The organism is Promicromonospora panici (assembly GCF_900608595.1).
In the GTDB taxonomy this organism is placed as follows: domain Bacteria; phylum Actinomycetota; class Actinomycetes; order Actinomycetales; family Cellulomonadaceae; genus Promicromonospora; species Promicromonospora panici.
Genome location: NZ_UWYY01000002.1, coordinates 220,252 through 240,449, shown reverse-complemented (window position 1 = coordinate 240,449; position 20,198 = coordinate 220,252). Strand labels below are relative to the sequence as shown.

20 protein-coding genes and 1 pseudogene are annotated in these 20,198 nt (G+C 72.5%); 14 read left to right on the top strand and 7 right to left on the bottom strand.

The annotated features are described in order from the left end of the window. Window positions 1-82 precede the first annotated feature (82 nt). The 5 genes from EW117_RS02930 to EW117_RS02905 all read left to right on the top strand — a co-directional run bounded on the left by EW117_RS02930 (window position 83) and on the right by EW117_RS02905 (window position 5,472). The gene (locus EW117_RS02930; RefSeq protein WP_129783481.1) at window positions 83-2,326 is read left to right on the top strand and encodes a polyribonucleotide nucleotidyltransferase; all 2,244 of its coding nucleotides are present in this window, start codon (window positions 83-85) and stop codon (window positions 2,324-2,326) included. A gap of 1 nt (window position 2,327) precedes the next feature. Beyond that, complete coding sequence (locus EW117_RS02925) at window positions 2,328-3,656, top strand: M16 family metallopeptidase (protein WP_129783479.1); 1,329 nt, start codon at window positions 2,328-2,330, stop codon at window positions 3,654-3,656. A gap of 85 nt (window positions 3,657-3,741) precedes the next feature. After that, window positions 3,742-4,515, top strand: coding sequence for a 4-hydroxy-tetrahydrodipicolinate reductase (dapB, locus tag EW117_RS02920; protein ID WP_129783476.1), 774 nt, complete (start codon window positions 3,742-3,744; stop codon window positions 4,513-4,515). Further along, window positions 4,512-5,024 carry a hypothetical protein gene (locus EW117_RS02915; RefSeq protein WP_242504056.1) on the top strand — a complete coding sequence of 171 codons (513 nt, stop codon included), beginning with the start codon at window positions 4,512-4,514 and terminating at the stop codon, window positions 5,022-5,024. The genes dapB and EW117_RS02915 overlap by 4 nt, the downstream gene beginning before the upstream one ends. A 76-nt stretch (window positions 5,025-5,100) precedes the next feature. Beyond that, window positions 5,101-5,472 (top strand): SDR family NAD(P)-dependent oxidoreductase, encoded by a 372-nt coding sequence (locus tag EW117_RS02905; RefSeq protein WP_242504055.1) that lies wholly within the window; start codon window positions 5,101-5,103, stop codon window positions 5,470-5,472. A 57-nt stretch (window positions 5,473-5,529) separates the two neighbouring features. Here EW117_RS02905 and EW117_RS02900 read toward each other — a convergent pair whose 3' ends face one another. After that, window positions 5,530-6,492, bottom strand: a complete 963-nt coding sequence (locus EW117_RS02900) for a TIGR03557 family F420-dependent LLM class oxidoreductase (protein ID WP_129783474.1) — start codon at window positions 6,490-6,492, stop codon at window positions 5,530-5,532. 130 nt (window positions 6,493-6,622) lie between these two features. Between EW117_RS02900 and EW117_RS02895 the strand changes: the two genes are divergently transcribed. From EW117_RS02895 to EW117_RS30725, 5 genes and pseudogenes are all read left to right on the top strand, one after another. Further along, window positions 6,623-7,144: a hypothetical protein gene (locus EW117_RS02895; protein ID WP_129783472.1), complete on the top strand. Its 522-nt coding sequence runs from the start codon at window positions 6,623-6,625 to the stop codon at window positions 7,142-7,144. After that, a complete protein-coding gene (locus EW117_RS02890; RefSeq protein WP_129783470.1) occupies window positions 7,141-8,370 on the top strand; it encodes an NRAMP family divalent metal transporter in 1,230 nt (409 codons plus the stop codon). Before EW117_RS02895 ends, EW117_RS02890 begins: the two co-directional genes overlap by 4 nt. Further along, a complete protein-coding gene (locus tag EW117_RS02885; protein WP_129783468.1) occupies window positions 8,367-8,825 on the top strand; it encodes a hypothetical protein in 459 nt (152 codons plus the stop codon). The genes EW117_RS02890 and EW117_RS02885 overlap by 4 nt, the downstream gene beginning before the upstream one ends. Before the next feature lie 10 nt (window positions 8,826-8,835). Next, window positions 8,836-9,195, top strand: coding sequence for a PRC-barrel domain containing protein (locus tag EW117_RS02880; RefSeq protein ID WP_129783466.1), 360 nt, complete (start codon window positions 8,836-8,838; stop codon window positions 9,193-9,195). Window positions 9,196-9,465: 270 nt separating this feature from the next. Further along, window positions 9,466-10,593 (top strand): annotated as a pseudogene (locus EW117_RS30725) (MFS transporter); the annotation flags it as partial. A 72-nt stretch (window positions 10,594-10,665) separates the two neighbouring features. On the opposite strand, the gene EW117_RS29605 reads toward EW117_RS30725, so the two are convergent. The 6 genes from EW117_RS29605 to EW117_RS02850 all read right to left on the bottom strand — a co-directional run bounded on the left by EW117_RS29605 (window position 10,666) and on the right by EW117_RS02850 (window position 15,796). Beyond that, complete coding sequence (locus EW117_RS29605; protein ID WP_207211725.1) at window positions 10,666-11,964, bottom strand: MFS transporter; 1,299 nt, start codon at window positions 11,962-11,964, stop codon at window positions 10,666-10,668. A gap of 54 nt (window positions 11,965-12,018) precedes the next feature. Next, window positions 12,019-12,486, bottom strand: a complete 468-nt coding sequence (locus tag EW117_RS02870) for a hypothetical protein (RefSeq protein WP_129783464.1) — start codon at window positions 12,484-12,486, stop codon at window positions 12,019-12,021. Between the two features lie 98 nt (window positions 12,487-12,584). After that, entirely contained in the window at window positions 12,585-13,088 is a 504-nt protein-coding gene (locus tag EW117_RS02865; protein WP_129783462.1) for a GNAT family N-acetyltransferase, read from the bottom strand. An 86-nt stretch (window positions 13,089-13,174) separates the two neighbouring features. After that, window positions 13,175-13,495 carry an AzlD domain-containing protein gene (locus EW117_RS02860; RefSeq protein ID WP_129783460.1) on the bottom strand — a complete coding sequence of 107 codons (321 nt, stop codon included), beginning with the start codon at window positions 13,493-13,495 and terminating at the stop codon, window positions 13,175-13,177. Beyond that, on the bottom strand, window positions 13,492-14,250 hold the full coding sequence (locus tag EW117_RS02855) for an AzlC family ABC transporter permease (protein WP_129783458.1): 759 nt from the start codon (window positions 14,248-14,250) through the stop codon (window positions 13,492-13,494). The genes EW117_RS02860 and EW117_RS02855 overlap by 4 nt, the downstream gene beginning before the upstream one ends. Window positions 14,251-14,323: 73 nt before the next feature. Beyond that, window positions 14,324-15,796: an NAD-dependent succinate-semialdehyde dehydrogenase gene (locus EW117_RS02850; RefSeq protein ID WP_129783456.1), complete on the bottom strand. Its 1,473-nt coding sequence runs from the start codon at window positions 15,794-15,796 to the stop codon at window positions 14,324-14,326. A gap of 120 nt (window positions 15,797-15,916) precedes the next feature. Between EW117_RS02850 and rraA the strand changes: the two genes are divergently transcribed. The 4 genes from rraA to EW117_RS02830 all read left to right on the top strand — a co-directional run bounded on the left by rraA (window position 15,917) and on the right by EW117_RS02830 (window position 20,113). Further along, a complete protein-coding gene (rraA, locus tag EW117_RS02845) occupies window positions 15,917-16,381 on the top strand; it encodes a ribonuclease E activity regulator RraA (RefSeq protein WP_129783454.1) in 465 nt (154 codons plus the stop codon). Window positions 16,382-16,485: 104 nt separating this feature from the next. Continuing rightward, on the top strand, window positions 16,486-17,457 hold the full coding sequence (dapA, locus tag EW117_RS02840; RefSeq protein ID WP_129783452.1) for a 4-hydroxy-tetrahydrodipicolinate synthase: 972 nt from the start codon (window positions 16,486-16,488) through the stop codon (window positions 17,455-17,457). A gap of 34 nt (window positions 17,458-17,491) precedes the next feature. Beyond that, complete coding sequence (locus EW117_RS02835) at window positions 17,492-19,177, top strand: ribonuclease J (protein WP_129783450.1); 1,686 nt, start codon at window positions 17,492-17,494, stop codon at window positions 19,175-19,177. A gap of 210 nt (window positions 19,178-19,387) precedes the next feature. Further along, entirely contained in the window at window positions 19,388-20,113 is a 726-nt protein-coding gene (locus EW117_RS02830; RefSeq protein ID WP_129783448.1) for a DUF4328 domain-containing protein, read from the top strand. Window positions 20,114-20,198 lie beyond the last annotated feature (85 nt).

Genomic DNA, 20,198 nt, shown 5'->3' with positions numbered 1-20,198 from the left:
AGCGACGGTTCGGTAGGCCTCGATCGATGACCGTCGGGCACGGGGGCGTTCCAAGAGAACACCCAACAGAAGGAGGGCACCCGTGGAGGGTCCCGAGATCCAGTTCGCCGAGGCCGTCATCGACAACGGTCGCTTCGGCACCCGTACCGTCCGGTTCGAGACCGGGCGCCTCGCCAAGCAGGCCGCCGGCGCAGTCGCCGCGTACCTCGACGGCGAGACCATGCTGCTGTCGACCACCGCGGCCGGCAAGCACCCCAAGGACCAGTTCGACTTCTTCCCCCTGACGGTGGACGTCGAGGAGCGGATGTACGCCGCGGGCCGCATCCCCGGCTCGTTCTTCCGCCGCGAGGGTCGCCCGTCGACCGACGCGATCCTGACCTGCCGCCTGACCGACCGCCCGCTGCGCCCCCTGTTCGTCAAGGGCCTGCGCAACGAGGTCCAGGTCGTCATCACCGTCATGGCGCTGCACCCGGACGACGCGTACGACACCCTGGCGATCAACGCCGCGTCGGCGTCGACCCAGATCTCCGGCCTGCCGTTCGACGGCCCGGTCGGCGCGGTCCGCATCGCGCTGGTCGACGGCCAGTGGGTCGCGTTCCCCAAGTACTCCGACAAGGAGCGCGCGGTCTTCGACATGGTCGTGGCCGGCCGTGTCGTCGGTGACGACGTCGCGATCGCCATGATCGAGGCCGAGGCCACGGACGACGCCTGGACCCTCATCAAGAACGAGGGTGTCGCGGCGCCGACCGAGGAGGTCGTCGCCGAGGGCATCGAGGCGGCCAAGCCGTTCATCAAGGCCCTGTGCGACGCGCAGGCCCAGCTGGCCGCGCAGTCCGCCAAGGAGACGCAGCAGTTCCCGCTCTTCCCGGACTACCAGGACGACGCGTACGCAGCCGTCGAGGCGGCCGTCGCCGCTCCGACGCGCGACGCGCTGACCATCGCGGACAAGCAGCAGCGCGAGAACACCCTCGACGAGATCAAGGCGGGCCTGCAGGAGCAGCTCGCGGGTCAGTTCGAGGGCCGTGAGAAGGAGCTGTCGGCCGCGTACCGCTCGCTGCAGAAGAAGCTCGTGCGCCAGCGCGTGCTGACCGACGGCGTCCGCATCGACGGCCGTGGGCTCGCGGACATCCGCACCCTCTCGGCCGAGGTCGAGGTGCTGCCCCGCGTGCACGGTTCGGCGATCTTCGAGCGCGGCGAGACCCAGATCCTGGGTGTCACCACGCTGAACATGCTCCGCATGGAGCAGCAGATCGACTCGCTCGGTCCGGAGACGCGCAAGCGCTACATGCACAACTACAACTTCCCGCCGTACTCGACCGGTGAGACGGGCCGCGTGGGCAGCCCGAAGCGCCGCGAGATCGGCCACGGTGCGCTCGCCGAGCGTGCCCTGGTGCCGGTCCTGCCGAGCCGCGAGGAGTTCCCGTACGCGATCCGCCAGGTGTCCGAGGCGCTCGGCTCCAACGGTTCGACCTCCATGGGCTCCGTGTGCGCGAGCACGCTGTCGCTGCTGAACGCCGGTGTGCCGCTGCGCGCCCCGGTCGCCGGCATCGCGATGGGCCTCGTGTCCGACACCGTGGACGGCGAGACCCGCTACGCCGCGATGACGGACATCCTGGGCGCCGAGGACGCGTTCGGCGACATGGACTTCAAGGTCGCCGGTACCAAGGAGTTCGTCACGGCCATCCAGCTCGACACCAAGCTCGACGGCATCCCCGCCTCGGTGCTCGGTGCGGCGCTGGGCCAGGCCCGCGACGCCCGCCTGACCATCCTCGAGGTGCTCGACGAGGCGATCGACACGCCGGACGAGATGTCCCCGAACGCCCCGCGCGTCATCACGGTGAAGGTCCCCGTCGACAAGATCGGCGAGGTCATCGGCCCGAAGGGCAAGATGATCAACCAGATCCAGGAGGAGACGGGCGCGGACATCTCCATCGAGGACGACGGCACCGTGTACATCGGTGCCACCGACGGCCCCTCGGCCGAGGCCGCCCGCGCGGCGATCAACGCGATCGCCAACCCGCACGTCCCCGAGGTGGGCGAGCGGTTCGTCGGAACCGTCGTCAAGACGACGTCGTTCGGCGCGTTCATCTCGCTGTCCCCGGGCAAGGACGGTCTGCTGCACATCAGCCAGATCCGCAAGCTCGTGGGCGGCAAGCGCGTCGAGAACGTCGACGACGTGCTGTCCATCGGCCAGAAGGTCCAGGTCGAGATCGGCGAGATCGACCCGCGCGGCAAGCTCTCGCTGGTCGCCGTGACCGACGAGGACGAGGCGGCCGAGGCCGGCGCCGAGCCGGCCGCCGAGGCCACCGCACCTGCGGACGCCTGACATGGTGTGGCACCTGCCGCTCGTTCCCGCGGGCGAGCCCGGTGCCGAGCTGACCGCCGGGCAGGACGGGGCGACGATTCGTCGCTCCGTCCTGCCCGGCGGTGTCCGTGTGCTCACCGAGAACATGCCGGGCCAGCGCTCGGCGACGGTGGGCGCGTGGATCGGCGTCGGCTCGCGGGACGAGACCGACGGCCACTTCGGCTCGACGCACTTCCTGGAGCACCTGCTCTTCAAGGGGACCTCGCGGCGGTCCGCGATGGACATCGCCGAGGCGTTCGACGCCGTCGGCGGTGAGGCCAACGCGGCCACCGGCAAGGAACACACCTGCTACTACGCGCGGGTGCTGGACTCCGACCTGCCGATGGCGGTCGACGTCATCGCCGACATGGTCACCTCCGCGCGCCTGGACTCCGACGAGCTCGAGACCGAGCGCGGCGTGATCCTCGAAGAGCTCGCGATGAACGACGACGACCCGGCCGACGTCGTCCACGAGCAGTTCTCCGCCCTCGTCCTGGGCGACCACGCCCTGGGCCGCCCGATCGGCGGCACACCGGAGACGATCAACGCCGTCCCGCGCGACGCCGTCTGGGACCACTACCGCTGGAACTACCGGCCCGAGACCCTGGTGGTCACGGCCGCGGGCGGGATCGACCACGACAAGCTCGTGCAGCAGGTCACGCAGGCGCTGTCCGACGGCGGATGGGGCCTCGACGCCGCCGCCGCACCGCGGGACCGTCGTGCCGACACGGAGGACCGGGCCGGCGTGCCCGAGGCCGGAGCCGAGCGGACGGTCAAGCGGACCGTCGAGCAGGCCAACATCATCATCGGGTCCACCGGTATCTCCGCGACGGACGACCGGCGCTTCGCGCTGTCCGTGCTGAACGCGGTGCTGGGCGGCGGCATGTCGTCCCGGCTGTTCCAGGAGATCCGCGAGAAGCGTGGCCTGGCGTACTCGACGTACTCGTTCGCCTCCGCGCACGGCGGGCTCGGCACGTTCGGGCTGTACGCGGGCTGCGCGGCCGCCAAGGCGGACCAGGTCACCGACCTGCTCGTCGAGGAGCTGGAGAAGCTCGCGAACGACGGCATCACCGAGGCCGAGCTGAAGCGTTCCGTGGGGCAGCTGTCCGGCGGTACGGTGCTCGGGCTGGAGGACTCCGGCTCGCGCATGAGCCGCCTCGGCAAGGCCGAGCTCGTGTACGGCGACCTGCTGTCGCTGGCCGAGTCGCTGGAGCGCATCCAGGCGGTCACGACGACGGACGTCCAGTCCCTTGCCGAAGACCTGGCCGCCCGCCCACGCTCGATAGTCCGCGTAGGCCCCTTCGAAGCCTGACACCCTTGGTTGTGGGCGTGATCGTTGCGCCCAAACCGGACTTGAAGACGCAAAGATCACGCTCACAACAAAGAAGGCGGGAATCGTGAGTGACATCAAGGTGGCCGTGCTCGGGGCCGGCGGGCGGATGGGGGCGCAGGCCTGCGCTGCCGTCGAGGGCGCCGACGGCATGCGGCTGGTCGCCCGGCTGGGCCGCGGCGACACCGTCTCCGCAAAGACCCTCGCCGGCGCCGACGTCGCCGTCGACTTCACCGTCCCGGCCGTCACCGAGGCCAACGTGCACGCGGTGCTCGACGCCGGTGCGCACGCGGTGGTCGGCGCCACCGGCTGGGACGACGACTCGCGCGCCCGCGTCGCGGCGCACCTCGCCGAGCTCTCGCCCCGCGGCACGGGCAGCCAGGAGTCGCTCGGCGTGCTCATCGCCCCGAACTTCGGGCTCTCGGCCGTGCTGGCCATGACGTTCGCCGCGAAGGCCGCGCGCTACTTCGAGTCGGCGGAGGTCATCGAGCTGCACCACCCGAACAAGGTCGACGCGCCGTCCGGCACCGCGCGGCACACCGCGGAGGCCATCGCCACGGCCCGCGCCGAGGCCGGTCTCGGGCCCTCGCCCGACGCGACCGAGGCGGGCTGGGAGGCGCGCGGGGCCGACGTCGACGGCGTGCGGGTGCATGCCGTGCGACTGCGCGGGCTCGTGGCGCACGAGGAGATCCTCTTCGGCAACGAGGGGGAGCAGCTCGTGATTCGCCAGGACTCGTTCGACCGGGCCTCCTTCATGCCGGGGGTGCTGCTCGCGATCCGCTCCGTGGTGTCGCGCCCGGGGCTGACGGTCGGCCTCGAGCACGTGCTGGACCTGTCGTGAGCGAGCACCGGGCCGACGGCGCCGACCGACCGGGCCGGAAGCTGCCCAAGGGGCTGCCGGGCGCGCTGGCCGTGACCGCCCTGCTGGTGCTGTACGTGTGGCAGATAGCGGGGCGCGGCGTCTCGATGGTGGGTACCGGCGAGCCGGTGCTGATCGCCATCGGCCTGGGCGTGCTCATCATCCCGCTGCTGGTCATCGGGCTGATCGCGCGGGAGTACTGGCTGGCCGCGACGGTGCAGCGGATGGCGGACACGCTGTTCGCCGAGGGTGACCTCCCCGTGGACGACCTGCCGCGCTCGCCCGGTGGGCGCATCGACCGCGCCGCGGCGGACGAGGCGTTCGAGCCGCGCCGTGCGGCCGTCGAGGCCGCGCCAGACGACTGGCGCGCCTGGTACCACCTGGCGTTCGCGTACGACGCCGCGGGCGACCGCCGTCGGGCCCGCGAGGCGCTGCGCAAGGCCGCCGGGTTCTACCGCGCCAAGCCCGCGGCAGGGGGCGACGGAGGTTAGCGGGCGCCGTACCGCGCGACCATCGTAGCGACCGCGTCGCCGACGGCGCGGGCCGTCTCGGCCTCAGTGGGTCAACGTGACCGGACCGTTCCTGGGCATCCGCGCCGTGACGCCGTCCATGCGGAGGGGCGGCGGGGGCGCCGTCGTCAACATCTGCTCGACCATGGGCAACGTCGGCACGGCGTACTACTCGGCCTACACGGCCAGCAAGTGGGCGGTGCGCGGCCTGGCCCGGTCGGCCGCGCTGGAGCTGGGCCGCGACGGGATCCGGGTCAACTCGTTGCACCCCGGCGTGGTCTCCACGCCGCTGATCAACTCCCCGGTCGCCGAGGGCGAGCGCCTCATCGCGGACTTCTACTCGCCCGAGCCGTTCGCAGTGCCGCGGCTGGGGGAGCCGGCCGAGCTCTCGCAGCTCGTGCTCTTCCTGACCTCGGCCGATGCCGCGTGATGGACGACGCCGTGCGGCGGGCCGTCAAGATCATCCCGGCCGCCTCGACCCGGCACCCTAGAGCGCCCGCAGCCGCTCCACCAGCGGCCCAGCCGCCTCGGCGAGGAACCGGTCCTGGTTGTGGTCGCCCACCTGCACGATCGCGAGGTCGGTGAATCCCGCGTCCAGGAACGGCCGGGCGCTCTCGGCCAGCTTGTCCAGGTCCGGCCCGCACGCGATCGACGACGCGACGTCGTCCGGGCGCACGAACCGCGACGCTCCGGCGAACCCGGCCGGCGTCGGCAGGTCGGCGTTCACCGACCACCCGCCCCCGAACCAGCGGAACTCGGAGTGGGCGCGCTCGATCGCCTTCTGCTCGTCCGGGTCCCAGCAGATCGGCACCTGCCCGAACACACGCGAGCCGCCGGGGTGCTTGTCGTTCCAGCCCTGCACCACTCCGGCGTCGGGCATCGCCTGGACCAGGTGGTCGGCGAGCGGGGCGAACCGCTCGATCCCCTGCTTGCCGGACAGGGCGACGCCCAGTTGCACCCCGGCGTCGGGGACGTCCCAGAGGCGCGCCGAGTCGACGCGGAAGTGCTGGCCCTCCCAGGTGACCAGCTCGCCCGTGAGGAGCTCCCGGATGATGTGGGCGGCCTCCTCGAGCATGTCGTGCCGCACCGCGATGCTGGGCCAGCCCTCGCCGATCACGTGCTCGTTGAGGTTCTCGCCGGCGCCCAGCCCCAGGGTGAAGCGCCCGTCGGCCAGGAGCTGGAGCGTCGCCGCCTGCTGGGCGACCACCGCCGGGTGGTACCGCATGGTCGGGCAGGTCACGAAGGTCATGAGCTCGACCCGGCTGGTCGCCTGAGCCACCGCACCCAGGAGCACCCACGCGTTGGGCGCGTGCCCCTGTTCGGAGAGCCAGGGCGAGAAGTGGTCGCTGGAGAGCTCGAAGTCGAAGCCGGCGTCCTCGGCCGCCACGGCGTACCGCAGCAGCTCCCGCGGCCCGCTCTGCTCGGTCATGAGGGTGTACCCGATGTGCATGGGTTGCTCCTTCCCGCGTCGTCGTCTCGACGATAGGCAGGGTCCGGGCCGCTCGCCTCGTGGCCCTGGCAAGGGTCGACGCAGGCTGGTCCGGCATGCGAGCGCCGCCGATCCGGGTGACCATTCCACGGTGACGAACCGCCGGTACCGCCAGCCCGCCCGGTGGTGCGTGCTGGCGGTGCTGGTCCTGGGCCTGGGCGGGACGGTTGCGGCGTGCGGACCCGCCGCTACGCGGTCGGACGACGCGGGCGCGCTCGGCAGCGTGTCCGACCACCTCGACGACGCGAGCTCGGCGGTCGCGACGGCGGAGCTCGCCGTGCGGGAACGTGCCGCCGGGCGCCTGCCGGCCGTGACCGCGGACGTGGCGGTCGGGGACGCGGTCGAGACCGCCACGGGTGCCGTGCACGGCATCGGGACCCTGGTCATCGCCGCCGACGGCGCGGGGCGGGTGCGGGACGACGCGCTGGACGCCGCCTCGGGCGCCGTCGGCCCGGTCGCGGCGGCACGCACGTGGCTGGGCCGGCCGATGTCGCCCGCCGACGGCGTCCTGCGGGCCCTCGAGGACGCCGCCGGCGGGCTCGACGACGCGAGCGGAGTGGTCGAGCGGGAGCGGGCGCAGACCGCGGCCCGCGCCGAACGGGCGACGCCATGAAGAGTCGCCTGCTGACCGTCGCCCTGGGCATCCTCACCGCGATCGGCGGGTTCCTCGACGCCGGAGACCTGGTCACCAACGCCGTGGTGGGCTCCCGGTTCGGGCTCTCCCTGGCCTGGGTGGTCGGCGTGGGCGTGGTCGGCATCTGCGTGTTCGCGCACATGTCCGGCAAGGTCGCCGCGGTGTCCGGGCGCGCGACGTTCGAGATCATCCGGGAGCGCCTCGGCCCGCGCACCGCCGGGCTGAACCTGGTGGCCAGCCTGGCCGTCACCGTGCTGACCCTCATCGCCGAGGTTGGCGGCATCGCGCTGGCCCTCCAGCTCGCGAGCAGCGTGGACCACCGGCTCTGGGTCCCGGTCGCGGCGCTGGCGGTGTGGCTCGTCCTGTGGCGCGTGAAGTTCGACGTGATGGAGAACGTCACCGGGCTGCTGGGCCTGGCGCTCGTCGGGTTCGCGGTTGCCGTGTTCCTGCTCGGGCCCGACTGGGGCGACCTCGGCGCACAGCTCGTCCCGCAGGTGCCGGCGCAGGAGAGCGCCGCCGTGTACTGGTACTTCGCCATCGCGCTGTTCGGCGCGGCGATGACGCCCTACGAGGTCTTCTTCTTCTCGTCCGGCGGCGTCGAGGACCGCTGGACGGTGCGGGACCTCGCGACGTCCCGCCTGAACGTGCTGGTGGGGTTCCCGCTCGGCGGCCTGCTGTCGGTCGCCATCGCCGCGTGTGCGGCCCTCGTGCTGCTGCCCGCGGGTATCCAGGTCGACTCGATGTCCCAGCTCACGCTGCCGGTCGCGCAGGCGGGCGGGACCCTGCTCGTCGCCGTGGTGATCGTCGGCCTGGTGGCCGCCACGTTCGGTGCGGCGCTGGAGACCGCGCTGTCCACCGGGTACACGCTCTCGCAGTACCTGGGCTGGTCATGGGGCAAGTTCCGACGCCCCGCCGCGGCCCCGCGGTTCCACCTGGCGATGATCCTGGCGCTCGTGGTCGCGATCGGCGTCCTGATGACCAACGTCGACCCGATCGCCGTCACCGAGTACTCGGTGGTCTTCTCCGCCGTGGCGCTGCCGCTGACGTACCTGCCGATCCTGGTCGTCGCGAACGACCCCGAGTACATGGGCGAGCACGTCAACGGGCGGGCCATGAACGTGCTGGGCACGGTCTACCTCTTCGTCCTCGTCGTGGCCGCGCTGGCCGCGATACCCCTGATGATCGCGACGGAGGCGGGCGGATGAGGCGCACCCGGACCGGCCCGCGGGATCTGTCCCGCGAGCCCGAGCCCCAGCAGCCGGGACGGATCCTGGACGCGCGGCTGCACCTGCTGGACCGCCAGGTGCTCGACATCGACGACCTGCCGGTGTGCACGCTCGACGACCTCGAGCTCGAGGTCGCCGGCGGGGAGCCGGCCGACCGCGTGCCAGCCGAGGACGGACGGATCGACGGCAGCGTCCCGGTCGTGATCTCCGCGCTGCTCACCGGCCCGGTGCTCGGCACCCGGGTGTTCGGGGGGCGCCCGCCCGCGTCCCGCTGGTACCGCCTCCCGTGGGCGCACGTGTCGGACGTCGGCACGGTGGTGCACCTCAGCGTCCGGAGCGCCGGTCTTGACGCGACCTGGCTCGAACGGTGGACCCGCGACCACGTCGTCGGGCGGATCCCCGGCGGCACGCACGACCCGGAGGGATCGGGATGAGGAGCTCGCGATGATCGCCTCTGACCTGCTCGACACCCCGGTGCACGACGACGCCGGGGCGCACCTCGGCTGGGTGGTTGACCTCCGCTTCGTGCTCGACGGGCGGCCCAGCACGTATCTCGCCGGCGCGCGCCTGCACGGGCTGGTGGTGTCCCCGCGCACCCGGACCTCGTTCCTGGGCTTCGAGCGGTCGGACGTGCGGCACCCGTGGCCGGTCGCCCCGCTGCTGCGGTGGCTGCACCGTGGCACGTTCCTCGTGCACTGGCCCGACGTCGCGCGGGTGCCGGGGGCGGACGACGACACCGACCGGGGCCGCGATCCCGTCGTCGTGCTGCGCGCCGGGTACGTGCGCTACGAGCCCGGGCTCTGAGGGCCTCCGGGCGCGGTGAGCAGCAGAGACGGCGGTCACCTGCGACCTTGCTCACGATCGGCCGCCGGAGGTAGAGCGCACCCCGAGCCGGTTGTTTGAATTGTCGCCGCTGCGATCAGCGGTACCGGCTGCGCGGCGTCCTCCTGCCTGAAAGTTGCTGTGCTTCTCCCTGCCTTCCTCCGCGCGCGCCCGCGTGCGCAGAACATTTATTCCGTACCAACCTCGACCAGCTCCGGCCGTTCCCCGTGGCGGGCGCTGCGCCACCCCGCGATGCGCTGGTGGACCGGCGCGAACCTCGTCTCCAGCGCCGGGACGTGGATGCAGATGACCGTCCAGAACCTGCTCGTCCTGCAGATCACGGGCTCCCCGGCGGCGACAGGGCTCTCGCTGGCCGTCCAGGCCGCGCCGGGCCTCCTCTTCGGCGTGGCGGGCGGTGCCGTCGTGGACCGGTGGCCCCGCAAGGCCGTGGTCGCGGCGAGCCAGGCGGTGCTCGGCGCCGTAGCCCTCGCGACCGCGGTGCTCGTCGGCCTGGACGTCCTCAACCTGCCGCTCCTGCTGGCGCTCTCGGCGATCACGGGCCTCGTCGCGGCGGTGGACGGTCCTGCGACCTCGCTGCTGGGCAACGACCTCGTCGCGCCCGGCGACGTGCCGTCCGCCATCGGCCTGGGCTCCGTGACGCACAGCGTGGGCCGGCTGGCGGGCGTCGGCCTCGCGGGCGGGCTGATCGCGCTCACGGGACCTGCCGCCGCCTACCTGGCCAACGGTGCCTCGTTCCTGGCGGTCGCCGCGCTCGTGCCGTTCCTGCGGCTGTACCCCCGGCCCCTCGGCGAGGCCCGGCCGCTGGAGGCCGTGGAGCCGGCACCGGCAACGCTCCCGCCCGAACCCGTCGAACCGGCCGCGCCGCGGACCGGCTCGCGCGACGGCGTCCGGTACTTCTTCAGCCGCCCGCGCCTCGTCGCCCTCCTGGCGGTGACCGCGGTCAGCGCCGTCTTCGGGCGCAACTACTCGCTGACCCTCGCCGTGCTCGTCACGGGTGCCCTCGCCGGGACGACACGGGACTTCGCCACCGTGGCCGCGGTGCTGGCCGTCGGCGGGATCGTCGGCGCGTTCCTCGCCGGCCGGCTCCGCCGGCCGACCGTGCGGGTCGTGGCGCTGCTCGCCGCGGCCGGGGCGCTGCTCCAGGTGCTCGCCGGCCTGTCGCCGACGTTCGCCCTGCTGCTGGTCGTCGTGGCGCCCATGGCGGTGGTGGAGTCGCTGTCGGACACCGCGGGAGCGACGGTGCTGCAGACCGACCCGCCGGCCGCCATGCGCGGCCGCGTCCTGGGCGTCTGGCGCAGCGCGAGCACGGCCTGGGGCCTGGCCGGTCCGCCGCTGCTCGGCCTCATGATGGAGCTCCTCGGCGTGCGCGGCGCCCTGGTCGCGGGCGGGGCGGTCGTCCTGGTCACCGTCGCCGCGGGAGCGCTCCGTGCGTCAGGCGGGGTCGGACGTCAGGGAGGTCTCCGCGTCCGGGTGCGTCGGCACCCAGCGCACCATCACCAGCACGAGCCCGACGATCAGCAGCACGGACGTGAGCATGAACGGGTAGGTACGGTCGATCCCGGACAGCCAGCCGGAGATCCAGCCGAACGGCGCCGCGGCGAGCATGATGCACGTGCGCTGGAGCGCCATCACGCGCGAGCGCTCGGCCGGGTCCACGTGCAGCGCGACGAGCGACTCCGAGAGCATGAACAGCATGCCCGCCCCGAAGCTGTCCAGCAGCAGGCACAGTCCGAGGAACACGTACGTCGACACCGTCGCGCCGCCGTCGGACGCGGGGATCGCGACCAGCACGACCTGCCCGGCAAGATGGACCCCGAACCCCCACAGCGTCGCGCGCCTGAGGTCAACGGCGGTGGTCAGCAGCGGGATCAGCGTGAAGAAGAACACCACCGACAGCACCGAGCGGACCATCGGGAAGAAGGGCAGCAGCGCGTCCGGCACGTGCAGGTGCTGGCTGGCCACCACCTGCCAGAACGTGCCGTTGACGAGCGTGACTGCTGCGGTCAGCGCGGCCACGGCCAGCGCGAGGAGCGAACCGCGCGAGCGCAGCAGCAGCCCGACCGCGCCGCGATACCCGGCCAGCAGGCGCCACACGCTCTGCCCGCGCGTGGCGGCCATGCGGACGCGTCCCTGGCGGGTCTCCCGTGACCACAGGTAGAGCCAGACGATCTTCGCGGTCATCACGACCGCCGCGTTGACGTACAGGATGCGGACCGCGGGCTCGAGCCCGAGCTGGGCGACCAGAACCGCGGCCAGCGGCGCGAACAGGGCGGAGCAGTCGGACGCGACCTTGACCAGCGAGTAGATCCGGGTGATCTGGCCCCGCTCGGCGTCCTCGACCATGAGGCAGTCCCACGAGTTCTGCGTGACCTGCAGTGCGCCGTTCACGAGCGACGCCGCCAGGAAGAACCAGAAGTTCTCCGCGAACGCCCACAGCACGCACGGGATCACCCAGGCGATCACGTCGAACCACGCTGTCGTGGCGCGCCGGCCGAGCCGGTCGGTGATGATCCCGCCGGCCAGCCCGAAGGCGACCTGGGAGAGCATGGCGACGGTCGCGAGGAAGCCGATCTGTTCGTCGTGCAGGCCCAGCGCCAGCATGAACACCGACGCATACGGCAGCACCAGGGCCATGGACAGCCCCCACAGCGGCTCGGTGAACACGCAGGCGCGGGGGTTGCCGCGGAGCTCGACAAGGGTCCGCCAGAGCGGGTTACGGGGGCGGTTCACGGGGCAAGTGAAGCACCTCCGTGGCCCCCGCCGAGAGCGATCAGTCGAGAGTGATCAGTCGGTGAGACTGGTCCAGCAGTACAGCCGGTGCCCCTCGTCGGCCGCCCGGGCGGCGAGCGCCGCGAGCGGCAGCAGGGCTGCGGCAAGGTTCCGGGGCGGCGTGGCGGGCGGTGCGGCGTCCGACCACTCGCGGGCCGCCCGGGCCAGGCGCGTGGGACCGGCGGAGGCGAGCTCGTCGGCGAGGGTCTGCGAGACCGTCACGATCCAGGGGCCCTCGTCACCCCCGCTGCCGATGAGGTTGCCGTGCCGCGGGTGCGCGGTGACCTCACCGTACGGGCGGCCGGACATGACCCCCGCGAGCCCGCCGAGCATGACGAACGGGTCCACCGACGGCACCTCGACGGCATCGAACCGCGGCAGGTCGGTGCTCTGGTCGGGCTCGGACGGCCCGCCAGGCGTGTGGAGCGCTGTCGCCGCCACCTCGTCGGTAGGTGCGGCGAAGTACTCCGTGCGTATCCCCATGACGCCGATGGTCGCAAGACCGTGTCACGGGACTGTCACGCGGGCGTGAACCCTGGGGTTCGCGTGGCGAACACGGCGGCTCGCCGGCTGGCGCCGGGTCAGATCTCGGCGGACCAGCGGTGCTCGACGACCTCGCGGACGCCCGTGGCGAGCGTGCGGCTGCGGCCGTCCTCGCCGAGCCCGCTGGCCTCCAGGAAGTTGGCGCGCGCCTTGTCGTCGACCAGAGCCCAGGTGCTGACGGTCTCGGCGCCGTCCGCGCGGAGGCGGTCGACGGCGGCCGCCAGGAGCCGCGACCCGTGCCCGGCGCGCTGCGCCTCGGGCAGGACCTCGAGCGACAGCACCTGGCCGGGAGAGACGGCGGCGAACCCGACGACGTCCGGCCCGTCGAGCGCGACGAACACCGCGAAACCCGGGCCGGGCGGAGAGTTGATCGCGGACGACCAGCGCGCACGCATCGCGGGGACGTCGAGCGCGTCGACGACCCCCTCGCCCAGCACCCCGGCGGCACGCCAGGAGGCGACCTGCACGTCGGTCACGGCGGACTCGTCGCCGGCGACGGCGGGGCGGACGGAAACGTCGGCGGTCTCACGAAACAGGGCCACCAAGCCACCCTAACCGCCGCTGGCGGGTCGAGGCTGACCAGCAGCCGGCAGATGCCGGCCCGACCACAGCAGCCGCTCCCAGGGCGTCAGCCCCAGCCCGCCGCGCGCAGGCCCGCGGCCGTGGCCGCCGCCAGCACGACGACCAGGATGAACGGCGCGCGCAGCGCCAGGGCGAGCGCCGCGACCGCCAGGGCGGGTACCCGCGCGTCCACGGTCAGGGTGCGGCCGTCGGCGAAGCCCTGGACCACGACGAGGGAGACCAGCAGCGCCACGGTGACGAGCGTGGTGACCCGCGAGACGCGCTCGGAGGCCAGCCAGCTCCGGGGGATCAGGTGCCCGCCGAGCTTGAGCGCGAAGCAGGCCAGCGATGCCGCCAGCACGGTGGCCCAGAGGGCGGTGGTGGTCATCGGACGGACTCCCGGTCGGTCTCGTTCTCAGGTTGGTCGGCCGCGGCGGCGTGGGGGGAGGCCGGCGCGTCATCAGGCACGGCCGGCGCGACCAGTCCCACGACGATCGCGACGGCGGCCGCGGCGAGCACCGGGATGCCCGGCGGGACGAACGGGATCAGCACGGCGGTGGCCGCGACGGCGAGCCCGGCGACGAGCTGGGCGCGCCGCGGCGCGAGGCGCGGCCAGACGAGGGCGAGGAACGCTGCGGCCGCCGCGGCGTCGAGCCCCCAGGCGCGCGGGTCGCCGAGCGCATCACCCGCGAGAGCCCCGAGCAGCACGAACGCGTTCCAGAGGACGTAGACGCCGATGCCGGTGACCCAGAACCCGATCCGCGACGCGGCCGGTTCGGGCTGGGCGACGGCGACCGCCGTCGACTCGTCGATGGTGACCTGTGCGGCCGCGATGCGGCGCCAGCCGCGCACCTGGAGCAGCGGCGAGACCACCGCGCCGTACAGGGTGTTGCGCAGGCCGAGCAGGGTCGCGGTGGCGATCGCCGCGACGGGTGTCCCGGCCGCACCGATGACACCGATCAGGGCGAACTGCGAGCCGCCGGAGAACATGAGCAGGCTCAGGGCCATCGTCGGGCCCAGGCCCACACCTGCGGCCACCGACAAAGCGCCGAACGAGACACCGTACAGGCCCGTCGCCACCGACACGCTCACGCCCTGGCGGACGGCGGCGCGGGCCGCCGGGTTGCGAGGGAGGACATTCACGTCGTGAGGCTACGACGTCGCCGGCCCAGGTCGGCAACCTGCCCGCTCGCCGGACGGCGCCCTCACCGCGCCGTCACATCGCCACGTACACCGTCTCCTGGTACTCCTCCATGCCCTCCTCGCCGCCCTCGCGGCCCAGACCGGAGGCCTTGACGCCGCCGAAGGGCGCGCTCGCGTCGGACACCAGGCCGCGGTTGATGCCGATCATCCCGGCCTCGATCTCCTCCATGGCGCGCTGCGCCCGGGCCAGCGACGTCGTGTACGCGTAGGCGGCCAGGCCGAACGGGGTGCCGTTGGCCAGCTCGTACGCCTCGTCGTCGGACCCGAAGACCACTATCGGGGCGACCGGACCGAAGATCTCCTCGGTGACGATCCGCGCGTCGCCGCTGACGCCGGTAAGCACCGTCGGCTCGAAGAAGTGGCCCGGGCGATCGAGGCGGGCGCCACCGGTGAGCACCTGCGCGCCGTGCGCGACGGCGTCGTCCACCAGGCCGGTCACCTTCTCCACCGCCGACTCGCTGATCAGGGGGCCCACCTCGGCGCCCGGCCGTGTGCCCGGCCCGGTCACCTTGGCGCCTACCGCGGCGGCGAACTTCTCCGCGAAGTCGCGCGCGACGGCGTCGTGCACGAGGAAGCGGTTGGCCGCGACGCAGGACTGGCCCGAGTTGCGCAGCTTCGCGACCAGCGCACCCTCGACGGCGGCGTCGAGGTCGGCGTCCTCGAACACGACGAACGGCGCGTTGCCGCCCAGCTCCATGGAGCTGCGCAGCACGTTCTTCGAGGCCTGGGCGAGGAGGACCTGGCCCACCCGCGTGGAGCCGGTGAACGAGACCTTGCGCAGCCGCGGGTCCTCGAACAGCGGCTCGGTGACCGGCCCGGACTGCGAGGTCGGGACCACGTTGACGATGCCGGTGGGAAGACCGCGCGACTCCGCCTCGGAGCGGATGATCTCCGCGACCAGGAGCGTCGTCATCGGCGTCAGCGAGGCGGGCTTGATCACCACCGTGCACCCGGCGGCGAGCGCCGGTGCGATCTTGCGGGTCGCCATCGCGATGGGGAAGTTCCAGGGCGTGATCAGCAGGGACGGCCCCACGGGCCGGCGGCTCACGTACTGCTTGTTGGCGCCCGACGGCGCCGTGCGCACCAGGCCGTCGGCGCGCACCGCCTGCTCGGCGAACCAGCGCAGGAACTCGGCGCCGTAGACGACCTCGGCGCGTGCCTCGGCCAGGGTCTTGCCGGCTTCGGCGGTGATCAGCGCCGCGATGTCGTCGGTGCGGGAGACGAGCCGCTCGAAGACGGCGCGCAGCAGCTCGGAGCGTTCGCGCGGCGGTACGGCACGCCAGGCGGGGGCGGCGGCGTGCGCGGCGTCGAGCGCCCGCACGGCGTCGGCGGGTGTGGCGTCGGAGACGTCGAAGATGGGCTCGGCCGTCGCCGGGTCGGTGACCTCGAACGTGGCGCCGCCCGCCGCGGGACCCCAGTGCCCGTCGACGAGGAGGCCGGTGGGCAGGTGCGCCACGAAGGCGGGGGAGAGCGTCGTCGCCGTCATCTTTCGAGTATCCACTCCCGCGCAACCTGCGCGCGGGGGCGGCGGCGCGGCCGGGCGGTGCGGAGCCGGCCGGTCGCGACCGGGTATCGTCTGCCGGACGCTGCACGACGAGGGGACCACATGACCGCGACGGCCGACCTGTACGACGAGCACGGTGAGGCGCTGGCCTCCCTCCCGGTGCAGCTGCGCGACTTCGGCGGGGTACGGGCGTTCTCCGGTCCGGTGCGGACGGTGCGGTGCCACGAGGACAACGGTCTGGTCAAGGCGGTGACGCAGACCCCGGGCGACGGCGCGGTGCTCGTGGTCGACGGCGGCGGCTCGCTGCGCAGTGCCCTGATGGGCGACCTCATAGCGGCGGCCGCCGTCGAGAACGGCTGGGCCGGCGCGATCGTGCACGGCGCGATCCGCGACTCGGTGGCGATCGGCGGGCTGCGGCTCGGCGTGAAGGCGCTGGGCACGAACCCGCGAAAGTCGTCAAAGGCCGGGGCCGGGGCTCTGGACGAGACCGTCGAGATCGGCGGCGTCGTGTTCCGGCCGGGTGCCATGGTCTACGCCGACGAGGACGGCGTCCTGGTCGAGCGGTGACCCGGAGCGAGGGACGAGCGTAGGGACATCGCGACCGTGAGCGTCGAGCGCTGACCCGGCGGGCTCAAGCCCGGTGATCGGGCGGTAAACGGTACGGTATGCCTATGGTTCTCCCCGCTGACACTGCGCGCCCGTTCGGCGCGGTCCTGACCGCGATGGTCACCCCGATGACGCCCGACGGCGCCGTGGACCTGAAGGCAGCGGTGAAGCTGGCGAAGAAGCTGGTCGACGACGGCAACGACGGCCTCGTCCTGTCCGGCACCACCGGCGAGTCGCCGGTCACGCACACGCCCGAGAAGGAAGAGCTCGTCGCCGCGGTCGTCGAGGCCGTCGGGAACCGCGCGGCCGTCGTGGCCGGCGCCGGCTCGAACGACACCGTGCACGCGATCCGCATGGCCGAGCAGGCGGCGGAGGCCGGCGCGGACGGCCTGCTCGTCGTCTCCCCGTACTACTCCCGGCCCAGCCAGGAGGGCCTGTACCAGCACTTCACGGCCGTCGCGGACGCGACCGACCTGCCCGTCATGCTGTACGACGTGCCCGGCCGGACCGCGGTGCGCATCGCGCCCGAGACCTACCGGCGCCTGGCGGAGCACCCGCGGATCATCGCGAACAAGGACGCCACCGGCGACGTCTACGCCGCCACCAAGCTGATCGTCGAGACGGGCCTGGCCTGGTACTCGGGCGACGACGGCCTGCTGCTGCCGTTCCTCAGCGTCGGCGGTGCGGGTATCGTGTCCGTGTCGGCCCACGTGGTCGGTGCACACTTCGCGGAGACGGTCCGCCGGTTCGACGCCGGCGACATCGCCGGAGCGGTCGAGGTCTTCCGCACCACCACAGGTGTCATCGACGCTCTCAACGGCGCCGGCGCCCAGGCCGTCATGGCCAAGGCGGCGGTCGAGATCCTCGGCGTCACGGACAACCGGTTCCTGCGTCTGCCGAACGTCGCCGCTACGGACGACGAGGTGGCTGCCCTGCGCGCGGTACTGGCCGACGCCGGCCTGCTGCACGACGGCGGCGCCGCACACCAGCCCGAGGCCGGCGAGCTCGCGGAGGCGAGCACCGCCGTCGGGCACTGAAACTTTTCTGTTGGAACGAGGCCTTGGAGGCCACGTGAGTCATCCTCACCCTGAACTGTCCCTGCCCCCCGCACTGCCTGACGGCGGTCTGCGTGTCGTCGCCCTCGGCGGCCTGGGCGAGGTGGGACGCAACATGGCGGTCCTGGAGCATGCCGGAAAGCTGCTCGTCATCGACTGCGGCGTGTTGTTCCCCGAGGACAACCAGCCCGGCGTGGACCTGATCCTGCCGGACTTCGACTACATCAAGGACCGTCTCGACGACATCGAGGCGATCGTGCTGACGCACGGCCACGAGGACCACATCGGAGCCGTGCCGTACCTGCTGCGGCTCCGCAAGGACATCCCGCTGGTGGGCTCCCGCCTGACGCTCGCGTTCATCGAGGCGAAGCTCAAGGAGCACCGCATCAAGCCCTACACCCTCGAGGTGAAGGAAGGGCAGCGCGAGAAGCTCGGCGTCTTCGACTGCGAGTTCGTCGCCGTCAACCACTCCATCCCGGACGCGCTCGCCGTGGCGGTCACCACCGCGGCCGGCACCGTGCTGCACACGGGCGACTTCAAGATGGACCAGCTGCCGCTCGACGGCCGCATCACGGACCTGCGCGCCTTCGCCCGCCTCGGCGAGAAGGGCGTGGACCTCTTCATGGTGGACTCCACCAACGCCGAGGTGCCGGGCTTCGTGACGCCGGAGGCCGAGATCGGCCCGGTCCTGGACGACGTGTTCGCCCGTGCCGAGAAGCGGATCATCGTCGCGTCGTTCTCCTCGCACGTGCACCGCGTGCAGCAGGTGCTGAACGCCGCGCACACCCACGGCCGGCGGGTCGCCCTGGTGGGGCGCTCCATGGTGCGCAACATGGGCATCGCCGCCGACCTCGGCTACCTCGACGTTCCGCCGGGCGTGCTGATCGACCTGAAGAAGGCCGACTCGCTGCCCGACGACCGGATCGTCTACATGTCCACCGGCTCCCAGGGCGAACCGATGGCGGCGCTCTCGCGCATGGCCAACGGCGACCACAAGGTCCAGGTCGAGTTCGGCGACACCGTGATCCTGGCCTCGTCGCTCATCCCGGGCAACGAGAACGCCGTGTTCCGCATCATCAACGGGCTCACGCGGCTCGGTGCGCGCGTCGTGCACGGTGGTAACGCGAAGGTGCACGTCTCCGGGCACGCCTCGGCCGGCGAGCTCATGTACTGCTACAACATCCTCAAGCCCAAGAACGTCATGCCGGTGCACGGCGAGGTGCGCCACCTCGTGGCCAACGGCGCGATCGCGGTCAAGACCGGCGTGCCGGCCGACCGGGTCGTGCTCGCCGAGGACGGCGTGGTCGTCGACCTCGTCGACGGCAAGGCCTCCGTGGTCGGCGCCGTGCCGTGCGGGTACGTGTACGTCGACGGCTCGTCGGTCGGCGAGATCACCGACGCCGAGCTCAAGGACCGCGTGATCCTGGGCGAGGAGGGCTTCGTGTCCGTCTTCGCGGTCATCGACACCGCCACCGGCAAGGTCCTCGCGCCGCCGCAGGTGCTCGCCCGCGGTATGGCCGAGGACGCCTCGGTGTTCGACAAGGTCATGCCGGAGGTCGCCGCGGCGCTCGAGAATGCCATCGCCGGCGGCGCGACCGATACGCACCAGCTGCAGCAGATCATGCGGCGCACCGTCGGCCGGTACGTGGCGACGCGGCTGCGCCGCAAGCCGATGATCGTGCCGGTGATCGTCGAGGCGTAGCCGACGCCGGAGCGGCAGGCAAGCGCTACTCCCCGGGCGGGGTAACGCTGAGGTAGCACTGCTACGTCAGCGTTACCCCGCCCGTCGTCGTGCTCAGGCCCCGGCCGGGCGTGGTGTTCGCCCCAAAATCACCCGCTTCCCTGGTCAGAGAGTCGGTCCGGCGTGGCTAACGTTCGGGGTGCTTCCCAGGCGATCCGAAAGGCACCCCAGATGACACAGCCCTACGACCCGTATGCCCCGCCGCCGGAGGGCATCCCGCAGTACGGCGCCCCGGCACCGAGCACCACGCCGCAGTACGACGCCTACCAGGCGGCGTACCTGGCCCGGGCACTGCGGGTCCCGGAGCGCCTGGCGGTAGCGGTGATCGTGCTGTCGTCGGCCTATCTTGCCGTCCAGGTCGTCTCGATGCTCCTGTCGTTCGACGCCGCGGAGGCCTACGGTGCCGCGACCGACCCGGGCCAGGTCTACACGGCCTACGACGCCGTGGGAATCGTGTACGTGATGGTGCTGGTCGCGATCTTCGTGGTCGGGTGCCTGTGGCTGAACGAGTGCCGCAAGTTCGCGGTGGCAGTGAACCCGACCTACCACCACGCGCGCAGCACGGCCTGGGTATGGCTCGGCTGGGTGGTCCCCGTCGTGGCGCTGTGGTTCCCCTACCAAGTGGTGCGTGACCTGCGCCGGAGCACCATCCGCGAGGCCTCCGGCATCGGGCTCTGGTGGGGAGCCTGGCTCGGCGCCAACTTCATGAGCAACCAGACGGCCCTGGTGACGCTCGGCTTCCGGGACGCGAGCACGCTGCCCGTCATCGAGATGGTCGCGACGGGCCTGTTCGTGATCGCGTTCATCGGCTGGCTCCGGATCGTTCGCGAGCTCACCGCCGCGCAGCGGGCGCACGTAGCGGCGGGCCGGAACCAGGTCCCTGGCCAGTACGCCTGACCAGCCGGACGACGTCGGGGCTGGGCCCGCGTGGAGCGACCCCAACACACCGCACGCCATCGTCGGCGTGTCGCGTGCAGTGTTG